Below are 15,483 nucleotides of genomic sequence, written 5' to 3' on the forward strand. Positions count from 1 at the left end.
CGCCCTTTAGTTTGGATAGGGCTTATATAGACCAACTTATTGTGCATTGCAACATAATTGTGCGACGCACAAGGCGTTAACCTTTCCGCCCGAAAAGGCGGCCTGAAGCTGGACCCTTTTCCGGCGCATCGTTATTAATAGACCGTTAATTAAAAGAGACCTAAGGCAACAAGGTTCCCCATGCCCGCTGTCCAGTACCCGTTCATCGACATTGCCGTGCATCAGCGGGTGCGGGAGCGTTTTTCGCGTGGCGAAGCCCTGGTGCTTTTTTCCGCCGACCTGAGCCGCCTGCTCTGGGCAAATGGCGCGGGTGCCGAGCTTTTTGGCCATTCGGCAGTCTATGACCTGCTCGACCAGGGCGTCGGCAACGGCGACATCACCTTCCGGCAGCTGGAGACGACGGCGCGGCAGCTGAGCGCGACCGGCGACAGCCGTAGCCTGATAATCCGCATCGTCAAAGGCTTCCAGCGTGTTCCGGTTCAGGCAAATGCCGAGTTGATCGGGCTTTCGAGCGGCGAGCGCGCTATCCTGTTTTCGGTCCCCGTCGCCGGCAAGGCGTTGAGCCCGGCCGCCTCGGCTGCGCAGATGCTACAAGGTCTCGACGATCCGGACACGCATATGGCCGTCATCGGTGCGGACGGCGAGGCCATCGCTTCCTCCCCCGGATACGCCTCGCTCGGCATCACCCAGCAGACGGCAAAGACCCTGACCGCACTCGCATCCAGCCATCCCGATCGCCTCGTCAAGCGGCCGGTCGCCACCGGCAAGGGATATCTCCCGGCCGCCGTCGGCAAGCTGAGCGACGAACCGGTTCTCAATCTGCTTTTTGCCGTAGAGACCGTGCTCGGGCATCTCGATCCGATCGACACCGCGGCCCCGGAAGAAGTCTTATCCACAGCCGCCGTTAACCATATCTCTCCCGCGAAATTCGACGAGGCCCTGAGCGCCGTCGCCGGGATCGAAGAGGTCGAGGAGACGCTGGAAAGCGTTGACGAGCCAGAAGAGGCGCTCGCCGAAGAACCGCGCGTCGAGGAATTCGTCGATAGCGAATCGCAAAGCGAAACAGCAGCGGACGAGCCAGAACAGCAGGCCGCCGCCGAGCATGTGACTGACGAGACGCCCGATGAGCTGCCGGAGCCGTCCGTCGAAGCAGAGTCCGTTACGATCGAACCGCAGCCGATGGTCGTGCTTCATAACGAGGCCGTTGCAGATGACGCGCCGGCAGAGGAGACCGTGGAAACGCCGCTGGTCGAAGCCGCCGCTGCAGAGATTGCAGACGAACCGGTAGCCGATGCTCCGGCTGCAATGGAATCCGTCGCCGGCGAACAGACACCTGCCGCCGCCTTCAGGTTCCAGCCGAATAGCCGGGCAACGCGTTTCGTCTGGAAGATCGATGCGCAGGGTTGCTTCAGCGAGGTATCGAACGAGTTTGCCGAGGCCGTCGGCCCGAACGCCGCCAACATCATCGGCGTCGCCTTCAGCGATATCTCCGCGCTCTTCAATCTCGATCCGGAAGGCAAGATCGCCGAGGCGCTGGAACGCCGCGATACCTGGTCCGGCAAGACGATCAACTGGCCGATCGAAGGCACAAGCCTCGTCGTGCCGGTCGATCTCGCCGCGCTGCCGACCTATACGCGTCATCGCGAGTTTGACGGCTTCCGCGGATTTGGTGTCGTGCGCCTTTCAGATGCAGCTGAAGATCCGCTGGCCCTTGGGCTGACGCTCGGGCCGGAGGGTATCGGACGCGATGTCGCAAGCCTCGACCAGCCATTGGAAGACGTTCATGCCGAGGCGCCCTCGCCCGTCGAGAACGCACCGGCGGCGGCTGGGGTCGAAGAAACGCCCGCCCCAACCGAATTGCCGGCGCCGCGCGAAGAGCCTCCAGCGCTCCGCCTTGCCGAAACACCAAGCCGCCGCCTGACCGACAAGATCGTGCAACTGCACAATGCCGGCCCGGGACTGAGCGCGTCCGAACAGGCCAACTTCCGCGAGATCGCCAAGCGGCTCGAGGCCTTCGGCGTGCGTGAAGACGGCTCTGCAGAAGACGAGCCCGCAGGTGCTGACGCGGTCCAAGCGGTGACGCCGGTCGAAGAAATTCCGGTCGCGGCGAATGATTCCGTACCGCCGGACGAAGAGATCGCCGTGGTGGCCGAAGAACCCGCCGAGCCTGCGGAAGCGGAGATCGCCGAAGCTGCCAGCGACGGCGAACAGCCTACGGCGGCGGCAGCGGACGGCGACAGCGATGACGACGCCACCGAAGGACTGCCGGAAACATCCTTCAGCCCGATGGAAATGCTGAGCACCGTCATCCCGCCCCGCGTGAAGATGGTAGATGGGCTTTCCTCGGCGACCGTCGATCAGCTGCCGGTCGCCGTGCTGATCCACGCCGGCGACGCGCTGATCCATGCCAATCCCGAATTCATGCGCCTGACCGGCTACACGTCGCTCAGCGAGCTGAACGAGGTTGGTGGCCTGGATGCATTGCTGCAGCGGCACGAGCTGGACGAGAATGCCGGCCGCCCTGGCGCGATGATGCTTGTCACCGCCGATGACCGCGTGGTGCCTGTCACCGCCCGCCTGCAGTCGGTTCGCTGGGAAGACGCCAGTGCGCTGATGCTGGCGCTGATGCCGGTCGAGAATAAGGAAGCCCCAGCGGGGAAGGCCGAAGATACGCGCCACGACAACCGCTCCGACCGGATGGTCGAGAAGGTTGCCAAGCTGCAGGTCGAAGTCGAAGAACTCCGCTCGATCCTGGAAACGGCGACCGACGGTGTGGTCGTCATCGGTGCCGAGGGCGACATCCGCTCGATGAACCGTTCGGCAAGCGCGCTGTTCAACTATGACGAAGAAGAAACCCGCGGCAAACCCTTCGTCATGCTGTTTGCGCATGAGAGCCAGAAGGCTGTTCTCGACTATCTGAATGGTCTTTCGGGCCATGGCGTTGCCAGCGTGCTGAACGATGGACGCGAAGTGATCGCCCGCGAAGCCGCAGGCGGTTTCGTGCCGCTGTTCATGACGATGGGACGGCTGACGTCCTCCAGCGGTTACTGCGCCGTCATCCGCGACATTACCCAATGGAAGCGCACCGAAGACGAGCTGCGAAACGCCAAGGGCGCCGCCGAAACGGCCAATGCCCACAAGACCGACTTTCTGGCCCGCATCAGCCACGAGATCCGCACGCCGCTCAACGCCATCATCGGCTTCTCCGACATGATGGCCGGCGAGCGCTTCGGACCGATCGGCCACCCGCGCTACATCGAATATGCCAACGATATCGGCCGCTCCGGCCGCCACGTCCTCGATATCGTCAACGACCTGCTCGACATTTCGAAGATCGAAGCCGGCGAGATGGATCTCGACTTCGCCTCCGTCGGGCTCAACGATGCGATTTCGGAGGCCGTGGCGCTGGTGCAGCCGCAGGCGAATGGTCAGCGGGTGATCATCCGCACGGCGCTGTCGCATTCGGTGCCCAACGTCGTTGCCGATCTGCGCTCGGTAAAACAGATCGCCCTGAACATCCTGTCGAATGCCATCCGTTTCACGCCTTCAGGCGGGCAGATCGTCGTTTCGACCTCGTATGAAAGCAATGGAAGCGTCGTCTTGCGCGTCCGCGATACCGGTATCGGCATGACCCGCAGCGAGCTCGATCAGGCGATGAAGCCGTTCCGTCAGGTCTCGGCGCAATCCCGCCACCGCGGCGACGGCACCGGTCTTGGTCTGCCGCTGACCAAGGCGATGGTTGATGCCAACCGGGCGATCTTTGCGATCAATTCGGCGCCGAACGAAGGCACGCTGGTGGAGATCACCTTCCCGTCCCAGCGGGTGCTTGCCGGCTGAGGCGTATCCTCGCCGAATTGAACCGCTCGAAAACGAAAAAAGGCAGCCCGAGGTCTGGGCTGCCTGGAGTTTGGTGCTGTTCAACAAGGGCTTAGTCGCTCAACGTCATGTCACGGGAGCCAAGGGCTCCTAGCTGCCTATCATCCACAGCTCCAAGTTGCTTCACCTTTGACCAACCTTTCTTAACGAAGGGTTGCCGCGGCTGGGAAGCTATCAAAGGTGAAAGCTTGTAGTTTCGGGCGCCTTTTATTGAAATTAGCCGTTTAGTTCAGCCAATCCGGCGAAAAGCTCCAGCGCTTCCGGGTTTGCAAGCGCCTCTTTGTTCTTGACCGGCCGGCCGTGGACGACCTCACGCACGGCGAGTTCGACGATCTTGCCAGACTTTGTGCGGGGAATATCTGTGACGGCGATGATTTTGGCTGGCACGTGGCGCGGCGATGCACCCGTGCGGATGCGGGTCTTGATCGTCTTCACCAGATCTTCGCTCAGCGACACGCCCGGTGCGAGACGGACGAACAGCACGACGCGGACGTCGTCATCCCAATCCTGGCCGATGCACAGCGCTTCGGCCACCTCTTCCATCTGCTCCACCTGATTGTAGATCTCGGCGGTGCCGATCCGCACGCCACCCGGATTGAGTGTTGCGTCGGACCGGCCGTGGATGACCAGACCGCCATGCTGCGTCCATTCGGCGAAGTCGCCGTGACACCAGACATTGTCGAAGCGTTCGAAATAGGCAGCGCGATATTTGGCACCGTCAGGGTCGTTCCAGAAGCCGGCAGGCATGGACGGAAAGGCCTTGGAGCAAACGAGTTCGCCCTTTTCCTGGCGCACCGGCTTGCCTTCGTCGTCCCAGACATCGACGGCGAGGCCGAGGCCTGCACCCTGGATCTCGCCGCGCCAGACCGGCTGCAGCGGATTGCCGAGGACGAAGCAGGAGACGATATCCGTGCCGCCTGAGATCGAAGCGAGCTGGATGTCTTCCTTGATACCTTCGTAAACGAAGGTGAAGCCTTCGGGCGACAACGGTGAGCCGGTCGAGGTCATCAGCCGGAGGCTCGAAAGGTCGTGGCTGGTGCGCGGCGTCAGGCCGCTCTTGCGAACCGCGTCGATATATTTCGCCGAGGTGCCGAAGACCGCGAATTTCTCCGCCTCAGCGTAATCGAAGAGCACGTTGCCGTCAGGCGCGAAAGGCGACCCGTCGAAGAGGCAGAGCGTGGCGCCAGCGGCCAAGCCGCTTGCCAGCCAGTTCCACATCATCCAGCCGCAGGTGGTGAAATAAAACAGCCGGTCGCCGGGCTTGATGCCGCAATGCAGGCGGTGCTCCTTCAGGTGCTGCAACAGCGTGCCGCCCGCCGAATGGACGATGCATTTCGGCACCCCCGTGGTGCCCGACGAGAAGAGGATATAGAGCGGATGGGAGAATGGCAGCGGTGTGAATTCGACCGGCTTTGCCTGATAGGGCGAAAGGATTTCGGCGAAGGTCTTGGCGCCGGGTGTCGCTCTCGCCACGGCCTCAGCATCACCGGCATAGTGAACGATCATCGACGGCGCCTGCAGCTTGGCGGCGACGGCAGAGATCTTGGCGGAGACATCCTGCAGCTTGCCTGAATACCAATAAGCGTCGCAGGCAATGAACAGCTTCGGGCCAATCTGGCCGAAGCGATCGAGCACACCTTGTTCGCCGAAATCGGGGGAGCAAGAGGACCAGATGGCCCCGATCGAGGCAGCCGCCAGCATGCAGGCGATGGTCTCCGGCATGTTGGGCATCATTGCGGCGATGCGATCGCCTTCGCCGATGCCGAGTGCACGATAGGCCTGCTGCAGCTTCGAGACCGTCTCATGGAGACGGTTCCAGGACCAGCGATCCTCGACCTTGTCTTCGCCGCGAAAGATCAGCGCATCACCTTCGCCCTCGGTCGACAGCAGGTTTTCCGCGAAGTTCAGCCTGGCGTCGGGAAAGAAGCGAGCCTTCAGCATGAGATCGCCATCGGCAAGCACACGATCGCCCCGGTCGCCGCGAACGCCGCAGAAATCCCAGAGAGCTGCCCAGAATTTCTCGCGCTCGGCAATCGACCAGGCATGCAGGCCGGCGTAGTCGTCAAGCGCCAATCCGAAGCCGGCGTTGCAATGCTGCATGAAGGCATACATCGGGCTTGCTTCAATGAATTCCCGTGACGGCGTCCAGAGCGGCCCAATGTCGTTCATCGCATTTTCCTCCCGTTTATTCGCTATATAACATGCTGCACTGCATTATAAAGCGTGCATTGCGCCAACTGCACGGCCAGCCGAATTGCATATGGCGCGTATTTCATATATCCGGCAAACTCAGCGCATAACCGGTAAGCGACTGAAAAGACTGGCGGAGCTGATGAGTACGTCAAGACAACCGAAGTGGCGTAGAAAGATGGCCCCCGTTTCGCGCTGGCTACCGGGTGTCGCACGTCTGGCGACAATGCTCTTGCTTGTTTCCGCCGTCATCTTTGTCTCCCTGCGCGTCGCTGCACCTTTTCTCGTCTCGACCGGCATGGTGCGCTCCGGCATCGAAGATGCGCTGTCGCGCTGGACCGGCTACAAGGCCGAGATCAAGGGCAGCCCGGGGCTGGAATTCTGGCCGACGCCGCGCATCACGCTGAACCAGATCACCATCCGGCAGCCGCCAAACGCAGGCAACAAACTGCTGGGCACGATCGAGAGCCTTTCGGCTGATTTCAGCCTGATCGATGCCCTGCGCGGCCGGGCAAGCTTCCACGAATTCCATCTGCTGCGGCCCAACCTGTCGCTGACCCGCGACCAGCAGGGCCTGATCGACTGGACTTATGCCGGCCAGCTTGCCAAGGCGATCGATGGCGCGCACCAGGATGGTAATGCCGAGCTTCTCGATCCGAAGCTTGATGCGGAGGTCGGCGCGATTACCGTCGAGGACGGCACGTTCAACATCGCCGATCTCTCGACGGCCAAGACTTACCATTTCGATGGCGTGACTGCCGATATCAACTGGCCAAGACTGTCGAGCGGAATGTCGGCCGTGCTGATCGCGCGTACCAGCGGCCAGGACCTGAAGATCGACTTCTCGTCGCGCACGCCGCTGCTGGTGTTCGATGGCAAGACCGCCGAGATCAAAGCGTCGCTGACATCAGGCCTGATGACGGCGGCATTCTCCGGACTCGGAAGCATATCCAGGCTCGACGGCCTGTCAGGGAATGTCACGGCCAATATTGCCGATGTCCCTGCCCTATTGGCATGGTCGGGCAAGTCGATCCCTGGGACCGAGAGCCTCAAGTCCTTTTCAATCAGCAGCGACGTGATTTCGGCGGCGAATGGGCTTCGTTTCAACAACGTCACGCTCGGGCTCAACGGTTCTACCGCAAGCGGCGTGATGGATGTCTCGAACGTCCGTAACAACCGGGCAAAGCTTGGCGGCACGCTTGCCTTCGACACGATGAACCTCAAGCCCTTCTTCGACGCTTTCGCGCTGCGGCTTGCAGCGGGCGAAGAGGGCGCGACGCCCGATGGCGGGCCGCTGCAGCGGCTGGATCTCGACCTGCGGTTCTCGGCCAAGGAAATGCAGCTTCAGCCATTCGCCCTATCGAATGTCGGCGCCAGCATCATCGTATCCAGCAACGAGGCGAAGTTCGATATCGGCGACAGCCAGTTCGAAGGCGGCGAGATGTCGGCGCATCTGGAAGCAACGCGTGGCGACTTCGACGGTGGCGGCAAGCTGCAGATGTCGATCCGCGGCGCGGATTTCGGAGCGCTGGTCGAGCGGCTGCAGCTGAAAGGTCCGCTGCCGCTGACCACGGGTTCGCTTGACGTTTCGCTGAAAACCGCAAAGCCGCTCTGGACGACCGGGCTTGAGGATCTCAACGGACAGGTCGTGTTTCAGGCCGGGGCCGGGTCGATCGCCAACTTCGATGTGGAGGCGATCCGCAATCAGGCGGCGCAGCAGAGGTTCTTTCCGCTCAATGCTGCCGGTGACCACTCCTTCCCATTCACGCGGGCCGAGCTGACGGCAAACCTCTCCGCCGGATCCGCCGATCTTGAGAACGTGCGGGTTCAGGGCACGGTCGAAACGCTCAGCCTGTCGGGTCTCATTCCTCTGCAATCCAGCGGGCTCGCGCTTTCCGGCTCTCTGCAGGCGACCGACGATACGCGGGCAGCGGAGCTTCCGCTGCTACCCTTCTTCATCGGAGGCTCCTGGCCCAATCCGGTGATTTCGCCGGTGCCGGTGGTTGCCCAGCCGGCACCGAACGCGCAGTAATCAGGGGGCGTTGGCGGCAGCGCGTTCGTCGCGCTCCCGCTGCACTTCGCGGCGCTTGGTGATCACCGAAGCTGCGATAACCCCGACGGCGACGACCGCGATCAGCAGGGTGCAGACCGCGTTGATTTCAGGCGTCACGCCCAATCGCACCTGGCTATAGATTCTCATCGGCAGCGTCGTCGCCCCCGGACCGGAGGTGAAGCTGGCGATGACGAGATCGTCAAGCGACAGGGTGAAGGCCAGGATCCAGCCGGAAAAGACGGCGGGTGCGATGATCGGCAGCGTGACCTCGAAGAAGGTGCGGACCGGCGGGGCGCCGAGATCCTGTGCCGCTTCCTCAATCGACTGATCGAAGGTCATCAGGCGCGACTGAACGACAACTGCCACGAAGCACATGGTCAGCGTGGTGTGCGCCAGCGTGATCGTCCAGAAGCCGCGGTCGAGACCGATTGCCACGAAGAGCAGCAGCAGCGACAGGCCGGTGATGACCTCAGGCATGACAAGCGGCGCATAGACCATGCCCGAAAACAGCATGCGGCCCCGAAAGCGCGTGTGCCGCACCAGCGTGATGGCCGCCAGCGTGCCGAGAATGGTCGCTGCCGTCGCCGACAGGACACCGACGCGGACCGTCACCCAAGCGGCGTCCAGCAGGGCGTCGTTGTGCATCAACGACACGTACCACTTGGTCGAGAAACCACCCCAGACAGTGACGAGCTTGGACTCATTGAAAGAGAAGATGACGAGGAGCACGATCGGCAGATAGAGGAAAGCGAAGCCGAGCGTGACGGAGATGATGTTAAAACGTGTCCAGCGTAGCATCTCTTATCTCCCCTGCTCATCGGCTTTGGCCTGCGCATTCTGGAAGAACACGATCGGCACCACGAGGATCAAGAGAAGGATGGTCGCCACCGCCGAGGAGACCGGCCAGTCGCGGTTCGAATTGAACTCGTTCCACAGCGTCTTGCCGATCATCAGCGTCTGTGATCCGCCGAGCAGATCGGGGATGACGAACTCGCCGACAGCGGGGATGAAGACCAGCATGCAGCCGGCAACGACGCCGGGCAGCGACAGCGGGAAGGTGACGCGCCAGAAGGCGCGGATCGGCGTGCAACCGAGATCCTGCGCCGCCTCGATCAGGGTGCCATCCATCTTTTCCAGCGAGGAATAGAGCGGCAGCACCATGAACGGCAGGTAGGAATAGACGATGCCGATATAGACGGCGATGTTGGTGTTCAGGATGATCAGCGGCGTATCGATGATCCCCGTTCCGATCAGCACCTGGTTCAGCAGCCCTTCCGGCTTGAGAATGGCGATCCAGGCGTAGACGCGGATCAGGAAGCTCGTCCAGAACGGCAGGATGACCAGCATCAGCAGCGTCGGGCGGATGCTGCGCGGCGCCTGCGCCATGCCATAGGCGATCGGATAGGCGATCAGCAGCGTCAGGAAGGTCGAGATCCCGGCGATGACAAGGCTCGAGATATAGGCGTTGAAATAGAGCGGATCGTCGATCAGGTAGCTGTAATTGTCGAAGGAGAAGGTCGACATCTTATCAAGGATGCCACTCCAGCCGTCAGCAAACGAGAAGGACGGCTCGTAGGGCGGCATGGCAATCGCCGTCGCCGACAGCGATATGCGGAAGACGATGAAGAACGGCGCCAGGAAGAAGATCAGAAGCCACGCATAGGGGATGATCATCACCAGGCGATTGTAGACGGCTGAACCGAGCTTGCCCATGATCAATCCTTCAACAGCACGCCGGCATCTTCGGCGAAGGTGACCCAGACTTCCTGATCGTAGGTGAAGGGATCATCGACGGCGCGCTGCGCGTTCAGCGACGATGCCTTGACCACCTGGCCATTCTTCAGCTTGACGTGGAAGACGGTCATGTCGCCGAGATAGGCAATGTCCCAAAGCTCGCCCGAGGAGGCGTTGACCGTCGGGTTGGCGGGCGGCTGGCGGGTAACCCTGAGCTTCTCGGGGCGGATCGCGAAACCGGCGCTGCTGCCCTTGGCGGGCATATCCGATGTTGCGACCTTGATGGTCAGACCAGCATCGACGGCGAGCTCGACGCTCGCGCCATCGGCGGAGACCACCTTGCCGTCGAAGATATTCACATCGCCGATGAAGTCGGCCACGAAGCGGCAGTTGGGCGCTTCGTAGATTTCGGCAGGCGTCGCGACCTGGACGACCTTGCCATGGCTCATGACCGCGATGCGGTCGGCCATGGTCATCGCCTCTTCCTGGTCGTGGGTGACGACGACGAAGGTGAGGCCGAGATTCTGCTGCAGGTCCATCAGCTCGAACTGGGTTTCCTCGCGCAGCTTCTTGTCGAGCGCGCCAAGCGGCTCGTCGAGCAGCAGCACCTTCGGGCGCTTGGCGAGAGAGCGGGCGAGAGCGACGCGCTGGCGCTGGCCGCCGGAAAGCTGGTTGGGCTTACGGGAAGCGAACTGCTCGAGCTTCACCATTTTCAGCATCTGCGACACGCGCTCGCCGATCGCGTCCTTCGACATGCCGTCCTGGCGGAGACCAAAGGCGATGTTCTTTTCGACCGTCATATGCGGGAAGAGCGCGTAGCTCTGGAACATCATGTTGACCGGGCGCTTGTAGGGTGGCGTGCCGGCCATGTCGGTGCCATCCAGAATGATTTCACCCGCCGTCGGCTGTTCGAAGCCGGCCAGCATACGCAGCAACGTGGACTTGCCGCAGCCGGATGCACCGAGCAGCGCGAAGAATTCGCGGTGATAGATATTCAGACTGAGATCATCGACGGCGGTGAAATCGCCGAAGCGCTTGGTGACGTTCTTGAAGGAGATAAAGGGTTTTGCTGCCGGATCGGTCCACGGCGCGAAGGAGCGGCGAATATTGCCAAGAGACTTCATGGTTTTCCCCGAAATTATGATTTGAAAACCGGCGCTCCCCCGACGGCCGGCACGTCAATAAAAGGCCCGGGCGTTGCCGTCCGGGCCGAAGTCTCGATTACTGGCCGGTAACGACCTTTGTCCAGATTCGCGTGACGATGCGCTGCGTCTTCGGATCGAGCGGCGGCACCGTGAACAGTTTGGCCATGACTTCAGGCGTCGGGTAGATCGCCGTGTCGTCGATGACGGCCTTGTCGAGGAACTGCTGCGACGCCTTGTTGCCGTTGGCGTAATAGACGAAGTTCGATGCCTTGGCGGCGACTTCAGGCTTCATCATGTAGTTGATGAAAGCATGTGCCTCTTCGACATGCGGTGCGTCCTTCGGGATACCGAAGACGTCGAAGAAGATCTGCGCACCCTGGTTCGGAACCGAATAGTCGATGGTGACGCCAGCCTTGGCTTCCGCCGCGCGGTCACGCGCCTGGAACATATCGCCGGAATAGCCGAGCGCGATGCAGATATCGCCGTTGGCGAGCGCGCTGATATATTCGGACGAGTGGAACTTGCGCACGAACGGACGGACCGCGAGCAGAACTTCCTGCGCCTTGTCGAGATCGGCCTGCTTCTTGCTGTTCGGATCGAGGCCGAGATAGGCAAGCACAGACGGAATGACGTCGGTCGGCGAATCCAGCATGTAGATGCCGCAATCCTTGAGCTTCGCAGCCTTTGCCGGATCGAAGAGCGCATCCCAGTTCGGCTTCTCGTCGGTGCCCAGCGCAGCTTTCACCTTGTCGACATTATAGCCGATGCCGGTGGTGCCCCACATGTAGTCGACGCTGTATTCGTTGCCCGGATCGAAGGTGGCGACGCCCTTCATGACGACGTCCCACATGTTCGACAGGTTCGGGAGCTTCGACTTGTCGAGCTTCTGATAGACGCCCGCAGCGATCTGGCGCTGCATGAAGGAAACCGTCGGAACGACCACGTCATAGCCGGTGCCGCCTGCCAGGAGCTTGGTTTCCAGCGTCTCGTTGGAATCGAAGGTGTCGTAGACAACCTTGATGCCGGTTTCCTTGGTGAAGTCCTCTAGGATCGAGCTGTCGATATAATCGGACCAGTTGTAGACATTGACGACGCGCTCCTGGGCGTAGGATGGCGCTGCTGCAAAAATAGCCACGGCGGCTGATACCGCGAGCTTTGCGATGACTGACCTCATAATCTCTCCTGTGCCTTTATAATTATTAGGTATCACGCCCCCGGACACCCATTCCCTCTGGATTTTTGGCTAGACTAGAAAGGAATTTGGGAGGCGACAAGCGCTAAATCCGGGTGCTCGCAATGATTTCACCGGTCACCGGAAATCGAAGGCGCTGAGGCCGGTCACCATCTCGTCTAGCCCAAGCGGGCGAGTGACCGGCGGCTCGGCGCGGGCAAGACAGCCTTTTCGCTCACAAAGGCGGCAGGCTGGGCCGATTGCAACTGCATGTGGCGAAGATGACGTGGCCTGGCTGTAGACGGTCGCATCCCGGAACTGCGCGTCGCAGCCGACGAGCACGGCGGTGCGCCTGATCCGTTCGCCGAAGGGCGCGGCAGGGCCTTCGAGCGTTCTCGACACCGTGAGAAAACCGGAGCCATCGGGCGTTTCGGCCGTTTCGGCGATGATCTGTCCCGGCTGCAGCAGAGCGGCGTGTATGCCGAGCTTCGGACAGCCGCCGCCGAAGCGGGCATGCGGGAAACCGGCAGCACCTGCCCGGCGCAGACGGTTTCCCGCGGCATCGACCTCCATCAGGAAAAACGGAACGGCGGCATTGCCGGGACGCTGCAGCATGATCAGCCGGGCGGCGGCCTGCCCGAACGAACAGCCGTAGCGGCTGCGCAGCAGATCGAGATCGTAGCGCACCGATTTCGCTGCAGCGAGAAAGGCCTCATAGGGCATCATGATCGCCAGCGCCGCCGAGCGCGCCAGCTCGAAACGGGCAATGCGCTGGGCCTCCGGTGTGGAAAGGCCGAGACCATCGAGCTCCTTGCCGATCGCGTTACGCAGGGCGAGCGTTGCCACTTCGATGGCGATTTCCTGCAACTGTTCGGATGCGGACAACCGCTCGGAGATGAAAAGGCGCATCGAATGCCGGTCGAAACGGCGGCGCAGGTCCGGCATGACATGAACCGGCATAATGCGCACGGTGATGCCGCGCTCCTTCTGCAGCCAGTCCTTCAGCACCTGCTGGAGATCGCCCGATGGCAGCGACATGAAGAATTGCTCGGCGGCATCCTCAATCATGGCGAAATAGGCCTGGCGCCGCTCCAGCACATCGCGGACCTCATCTGCCGGAAGCCTGGCACCGGCGGCCGGGACATGGGCGTCGCCGGCCATGAGGGCGCTCAGATCCGACAGCCGCGCCGCCTGTTCGCGGTAGGCGCGGTAGAGCTTCACCATGCCGCTTGCCGCGTTCGGTGCCGCCTCGGCGATTTCGACGAGCTCCTGATCGCCCGGCAGCTCACCCGATAGCAGCGCATCGGCAAAGACCTCGCGCAATCCGGCGAGATTGTTGCCGGGTTCGCTTTGGAGATCGTCGAGATCGACCTTGTAGACCGAGGCGAGCTTCAGCAGTAGCTGGACCGTCAGCGGCCGCTGATTGCGCTCGATCAGGTTCAGATAGGAGGGCGAGATGCCGAGCGCCTCGGCCATCGCCGTTTGCGTGACGCCCAGGCCGTTGCGGATACGCCTGACTTTCGGCCCCGCGAAGATCTTCCGTTCCATATGCCAGCCTTTTACAAATCTTTACAATTTGACAGAGCGACCTTGTAAAACCCGAGGCAATATAACCTCTTTCTATTCCCAATAATCAAGTATTTTCTGGCCATTCTCGCGTGATTTGTAAATTCTGTCACACAGGCAAACGACGCCAAAGGAGGATACTGTGACTGAGTTTGACAAGCTGATCCGCAACGCACCGGCTGGCCGTTTCGACGGTATCGAGCGCCCCTATTCCGCAGAGGACGTCCGGCGTCTGCGCGGTTCCGTGGCGATCAGCCATTCGCTGGCGGAGATCGGCGCCAACAGGCTCTGGGAGCTCTTGCGCCGGGATGATTTCGTCAATGCGCTCGGCGCCCTCTCGGGCAATCAGGCGATGCAGATGGTGCGCGCCGGGCTGAAGGCGATCTATCTTTCCGGCTGGCAGGTGGCGGCTGATGCCAACACGGCGTCCGCGATGTATCCGGACCAGTCACTCTACCCGGCCAATGCCGGCCCCGAGCTTGCCAAGCGCATCAACCGCACGCTTCAGCGCGCCGACCAGATCGAGACCTCGGAAAACAAGGGATTGTCGGTCGAGAGCTGGCTCGCGCCGATCGTTGCCGATGCCGAGGCCGGCTTCGGCGGGCCGCTGAACGCCTTCGAGATCATGAAGGCCTATATCGAGGCGGGCGCGGCCGGCGTCCATTTCGAGGATCAGCTGGCATCGGAAAAGAAATGCGGCCACCTAGGCGGCAAGGTTCTCATCCCGACGGCGGCCCATATCCGCAACCTCAATGCGGCGCGTCTGGCGGCCGACGTCATGGGCGTCCCGACGCTGGTGATCGCCCGCACCGACGCCGAGGCGGCGAAGCTTTTGACCTCGGACATCGACGAGCGCGACCAGCCTTTCGTCGATTACGATGCCGGACGCACGGTCGAGGGCTTCTATCAGGTGCGCAACGGCCTGGAGCCCTGCATCGCCCGCGCCGTCGCCTATGCGCCCTATTGCGATCTCATCTGGTGCGAGACGTCGAAGCCGGATCTCGAGCAGGCACGGCGCTTTGCCGAGGGCGTGCACAAGGTGCATCCGGGTAAGATGCTCGCCTATAACTGCTCGCCGTCCTTCAACTGGCGCAAGAACCTCGACGAAGCGACGATCGCCCGGTTCCAGCGCGAGCTCGGCGCCATGGGCTACAAGTTCCAGTTCATCACCCTTGCCGGCTTCCACCAGCTGAATTTCGGCATGTACGAGCTGGCGCGCGGCTACAAGGACCGGCAGATGGCGGCCTATTCCGAGCTGCAGCAGGCGGAATTCGCCGCCGAGGCCAATGGCTATACGGCGACGAAGCATCAGCGGGAAGTCGGCACCGGTTACTTCGATGCCGTATCGCTCGCCATCACCGGCGGCCTGTCCTCGACGACAGCGATGCGAGAATCGACCGAACACGCACAGTTCAAACCCGCTGCGGAATGACCGCGCAACAGGAGGAGAAGACAATGGCTTCCATCTCACGTGTCCGCGAACGCGCGGAAGAACAGGCATCGACGATGACGCCGGACCAGCAGAGCATGATCCGCATGCTCGCCAACGATCTGCACCGGCTCAACGCGTCGGTCATGAAGGCGGTCGAGTCCGGAGTTTCCGTAGAGCTTGTCCGGTCCGCCCGTCATCACGGGGGCGACGGCAACTGGGGCGATCTGATGATCCCGGTTGTCGTTGCCAACCGCGCCTAAAGGAGGAGAAGGCGCCGGAAAAACCGGCGCCTTCTGCGTCATTTGACGCAATTGTC

At 61.8% G+C, this 15,483-nt stretch carries 10 protein-coding genes; 4 read left to right on the forward strand and 6 right to left on the reverse strand.

What is annotated here, in order from left to right; all coding sequences use genetic code 11:
* Positions 1–180: 180 nt before the first annotated feature.
* Positions 181–3,837, forward strand: a complete 3,657-nt coding sequence (locus J2X43_RS07375) for an ATP-binding protein (protein ID WP_310292814.1) — start codon at positions 181–183, stop codon at positions 3,835–3,837.
* A gap of 255 nt (positions 3,838–4,092) precedes the next feature.
* Here the strand turns inward: J2X43_RS07375 and J2X43_RS07380 are convergent, their stop codons facing one another.
* Complete coding sequence (locus J2X43_RS07380; RefSeq protein ID WP_310292816.1) at positions 4,093–6,045, reverse strand: acetoacetate--CoA ligase; 1,953 nt, start codon at positions 6,043–6,045, stop codon at positions 4,093–4,095.
* Positions 6,046–6,208: 163 nt separating this feature from the next.
* Between J2X43_RS07380 and J2X43_RS07385 the strand changes: the two genes are divergently transcribed.
* Positions 6,209–8,098 carry an AsmA family protein gene (locus J2X43_RS07385; protein ID WP_310292818.1) on the forward strand — a complete coding sequence of 630 codons (1,890 nt, stop codon included), beginning with the start codon at positions 6,209–6,211 and terminating at the stop codon, positions 8,096–8,098.
* On the opposite strand, the gene J2X43_RS07390 is transcribed toward J2X43_RS07385, so the two are convergent.
* From J2X43_RS07390 to J2X43_RS07410, 5 genes are all read right to left on the reverse strand, one after another.
* Positions 8,099–8,917 (reverse strand): ABC transporter permease subunit, encoded by an 819-nt coding sequence (locus J2X43_RS07390; protein WP_112387655.1) that lies wholly within the window; start codon positions 8,915–8,917, stop codon positions 8,099–8,101.
* Positions 8,918–8,920: 3 nt separating this feature from the next.
* The gene (locus J2X43_RS07395; RefSeq protein ID WP_112387654.1) at positions 8,921–9,832 is read right to left on the reverse strand and encodes an ABC transporter permease subunit; all 912 of its coding nucleotides are present in this window, start codon (positions 9,830–9,832) and stop codon (positions 8,921–8,923) included.
* A gap of 2 nt (positions 9,833–9,834) precedes the next feature.
* Positions 9,835–10,977, reverse strand: a complete 1,143-nt coding sequence (locus tag J2X43_RS07400; RefSeq protein ID WP_310292820.1) for an ABC transporter ATP-binding protein — start codon at positions 10,975–10,977, stop codon at positions 9,835–9,837.
* Positions 10,978–11,074: 97 nt separating this feature from the next.
* Entirely contained in the window at positions 11,075–12,172 is a 1,098-nt protein-coding gene (locus tag J2X43_RS07405; protein ID WP_310292822.1) for a polyamine ABC transporter substrate-binding protein, read from the reverse strand.
* A gap of 135 nt (positions 12,173–12,307) precedes the next feature.
* Positions 12,308–13,717, reverse strand: a complete 1,410-nt coding sequence (locus tag J2X43_RS07410) for a short-chain fatty acyl-CoA regulator family protein (protein WP_310292824.1) — start codon at positions 13,715–13,717, stop codon at positions 12,308–12,310.
* Between the two features lie 160 nt (positions 13,718–13,877).
* On the opposite strand from J2X43_RS07410, the gene aceA reads away from it, so the two are divergent.
* A complete protein-coding gene (gene aceA, locus J2X43_RS07415) occupies positions 13,878–15,167 on the forward strand; it encodes an isocitrate lyase (protein WP_310292827.1) in 1,290 nt (429 codons plus the stop codon).
* Between the two features lie 23 nt (positions 15,168–15,190).
* Positions 15,191–15,427, forward strand: a complete 237-nt coding sequence (locus J2X43_RS07420) for a hypothetical protein (protein WP_112387649.1) — start codon at positions 15,191–15,193, stop codon at positions 15,425–15,427.
* Positions 15,428–15,483: the final 56 nt, after the last annotated feature.

It is taken from the genome of Rhizobium sp. BE258 (assembly GCF_031457345.1).
Taxonomy (GTDB): domain Bacteria; phylum Pseudomonadota; class Alphaproteobacteria; order Rhizobiales; family Rhizobiaceae; genus Rhizobium.

What these genes read in the sequence shown, in the direction of transcription:
- J2X43_RS07400 (WP_310292820.1), bottom strand. Translation starts at nt 10,977, where the DNA reads ATGAAGTCTCTTGGCAATATTCGCCGCTCCTTCGCGCCGTGGACCGAT.
- J2X43_RS07420 (WP_112387649.1), top strand. Translation starts at nt 15,191, where the DNA reads ATGGCTTCCATCTCACGTGTCCGCGAACGCGCGGAAGAACAGGCATCG.
- J2X43_RS07375 (WP_310292814.1), top strand. Translation starts at nt 181, where the DNA reads ATGCCCGCTGTCCAGTACCCGTTCATCGACATTGCCGTGCATCAGCGG.
- J2X43_RS07395 (WP_112387654.1), bottom strand. Translation starts at nt 9,832, where the DNA reads ATGGGCAAGCTCGGTTCAGCCGTCTACAATCGCCTGGTGATGATCATC.
- J2X43_RS07390 (WP_112387655.1), bottom strand. Translation starts at nt 8,917, where the DNA reads ATGCTACGCTGGACACGTTTTAACATCATCTCCGTCACGCTCGGCTTC.
- J2X43_RS07385 (WP_310292818.1), top strand. Translation starts at nt 6,209, where the DNA reads ATGAGTACGTCAAGACAACCGAAGTGGCGTAGAAAGATGGCCCCCGTT.
- J2X43_RS07405 (WP_310292822.1), bottom strand. Translation starts at nt 12,172, where the DNA reads ATGAGGTCAGTCATCGCAAAGCTCGCGGTATCAGCCGCCGTGGCTATT.
- J2X43_RS07410 (WP_310292824.1), bottom strand. Translation starts at nt 13,717, where the DNA reads ATGGAACGGAAGATCTTCGCGGGGCCGAAAGTCAGGCGTATCCGCAAC.
- J2X43_RS07380 (WP_310292816.1), bottom strand. Translation starts at nt 6,045, where the DNA reads ATGAACGACATTGGGCCGCTCTGGACGCCGTCACGGGAATTCATTGAA.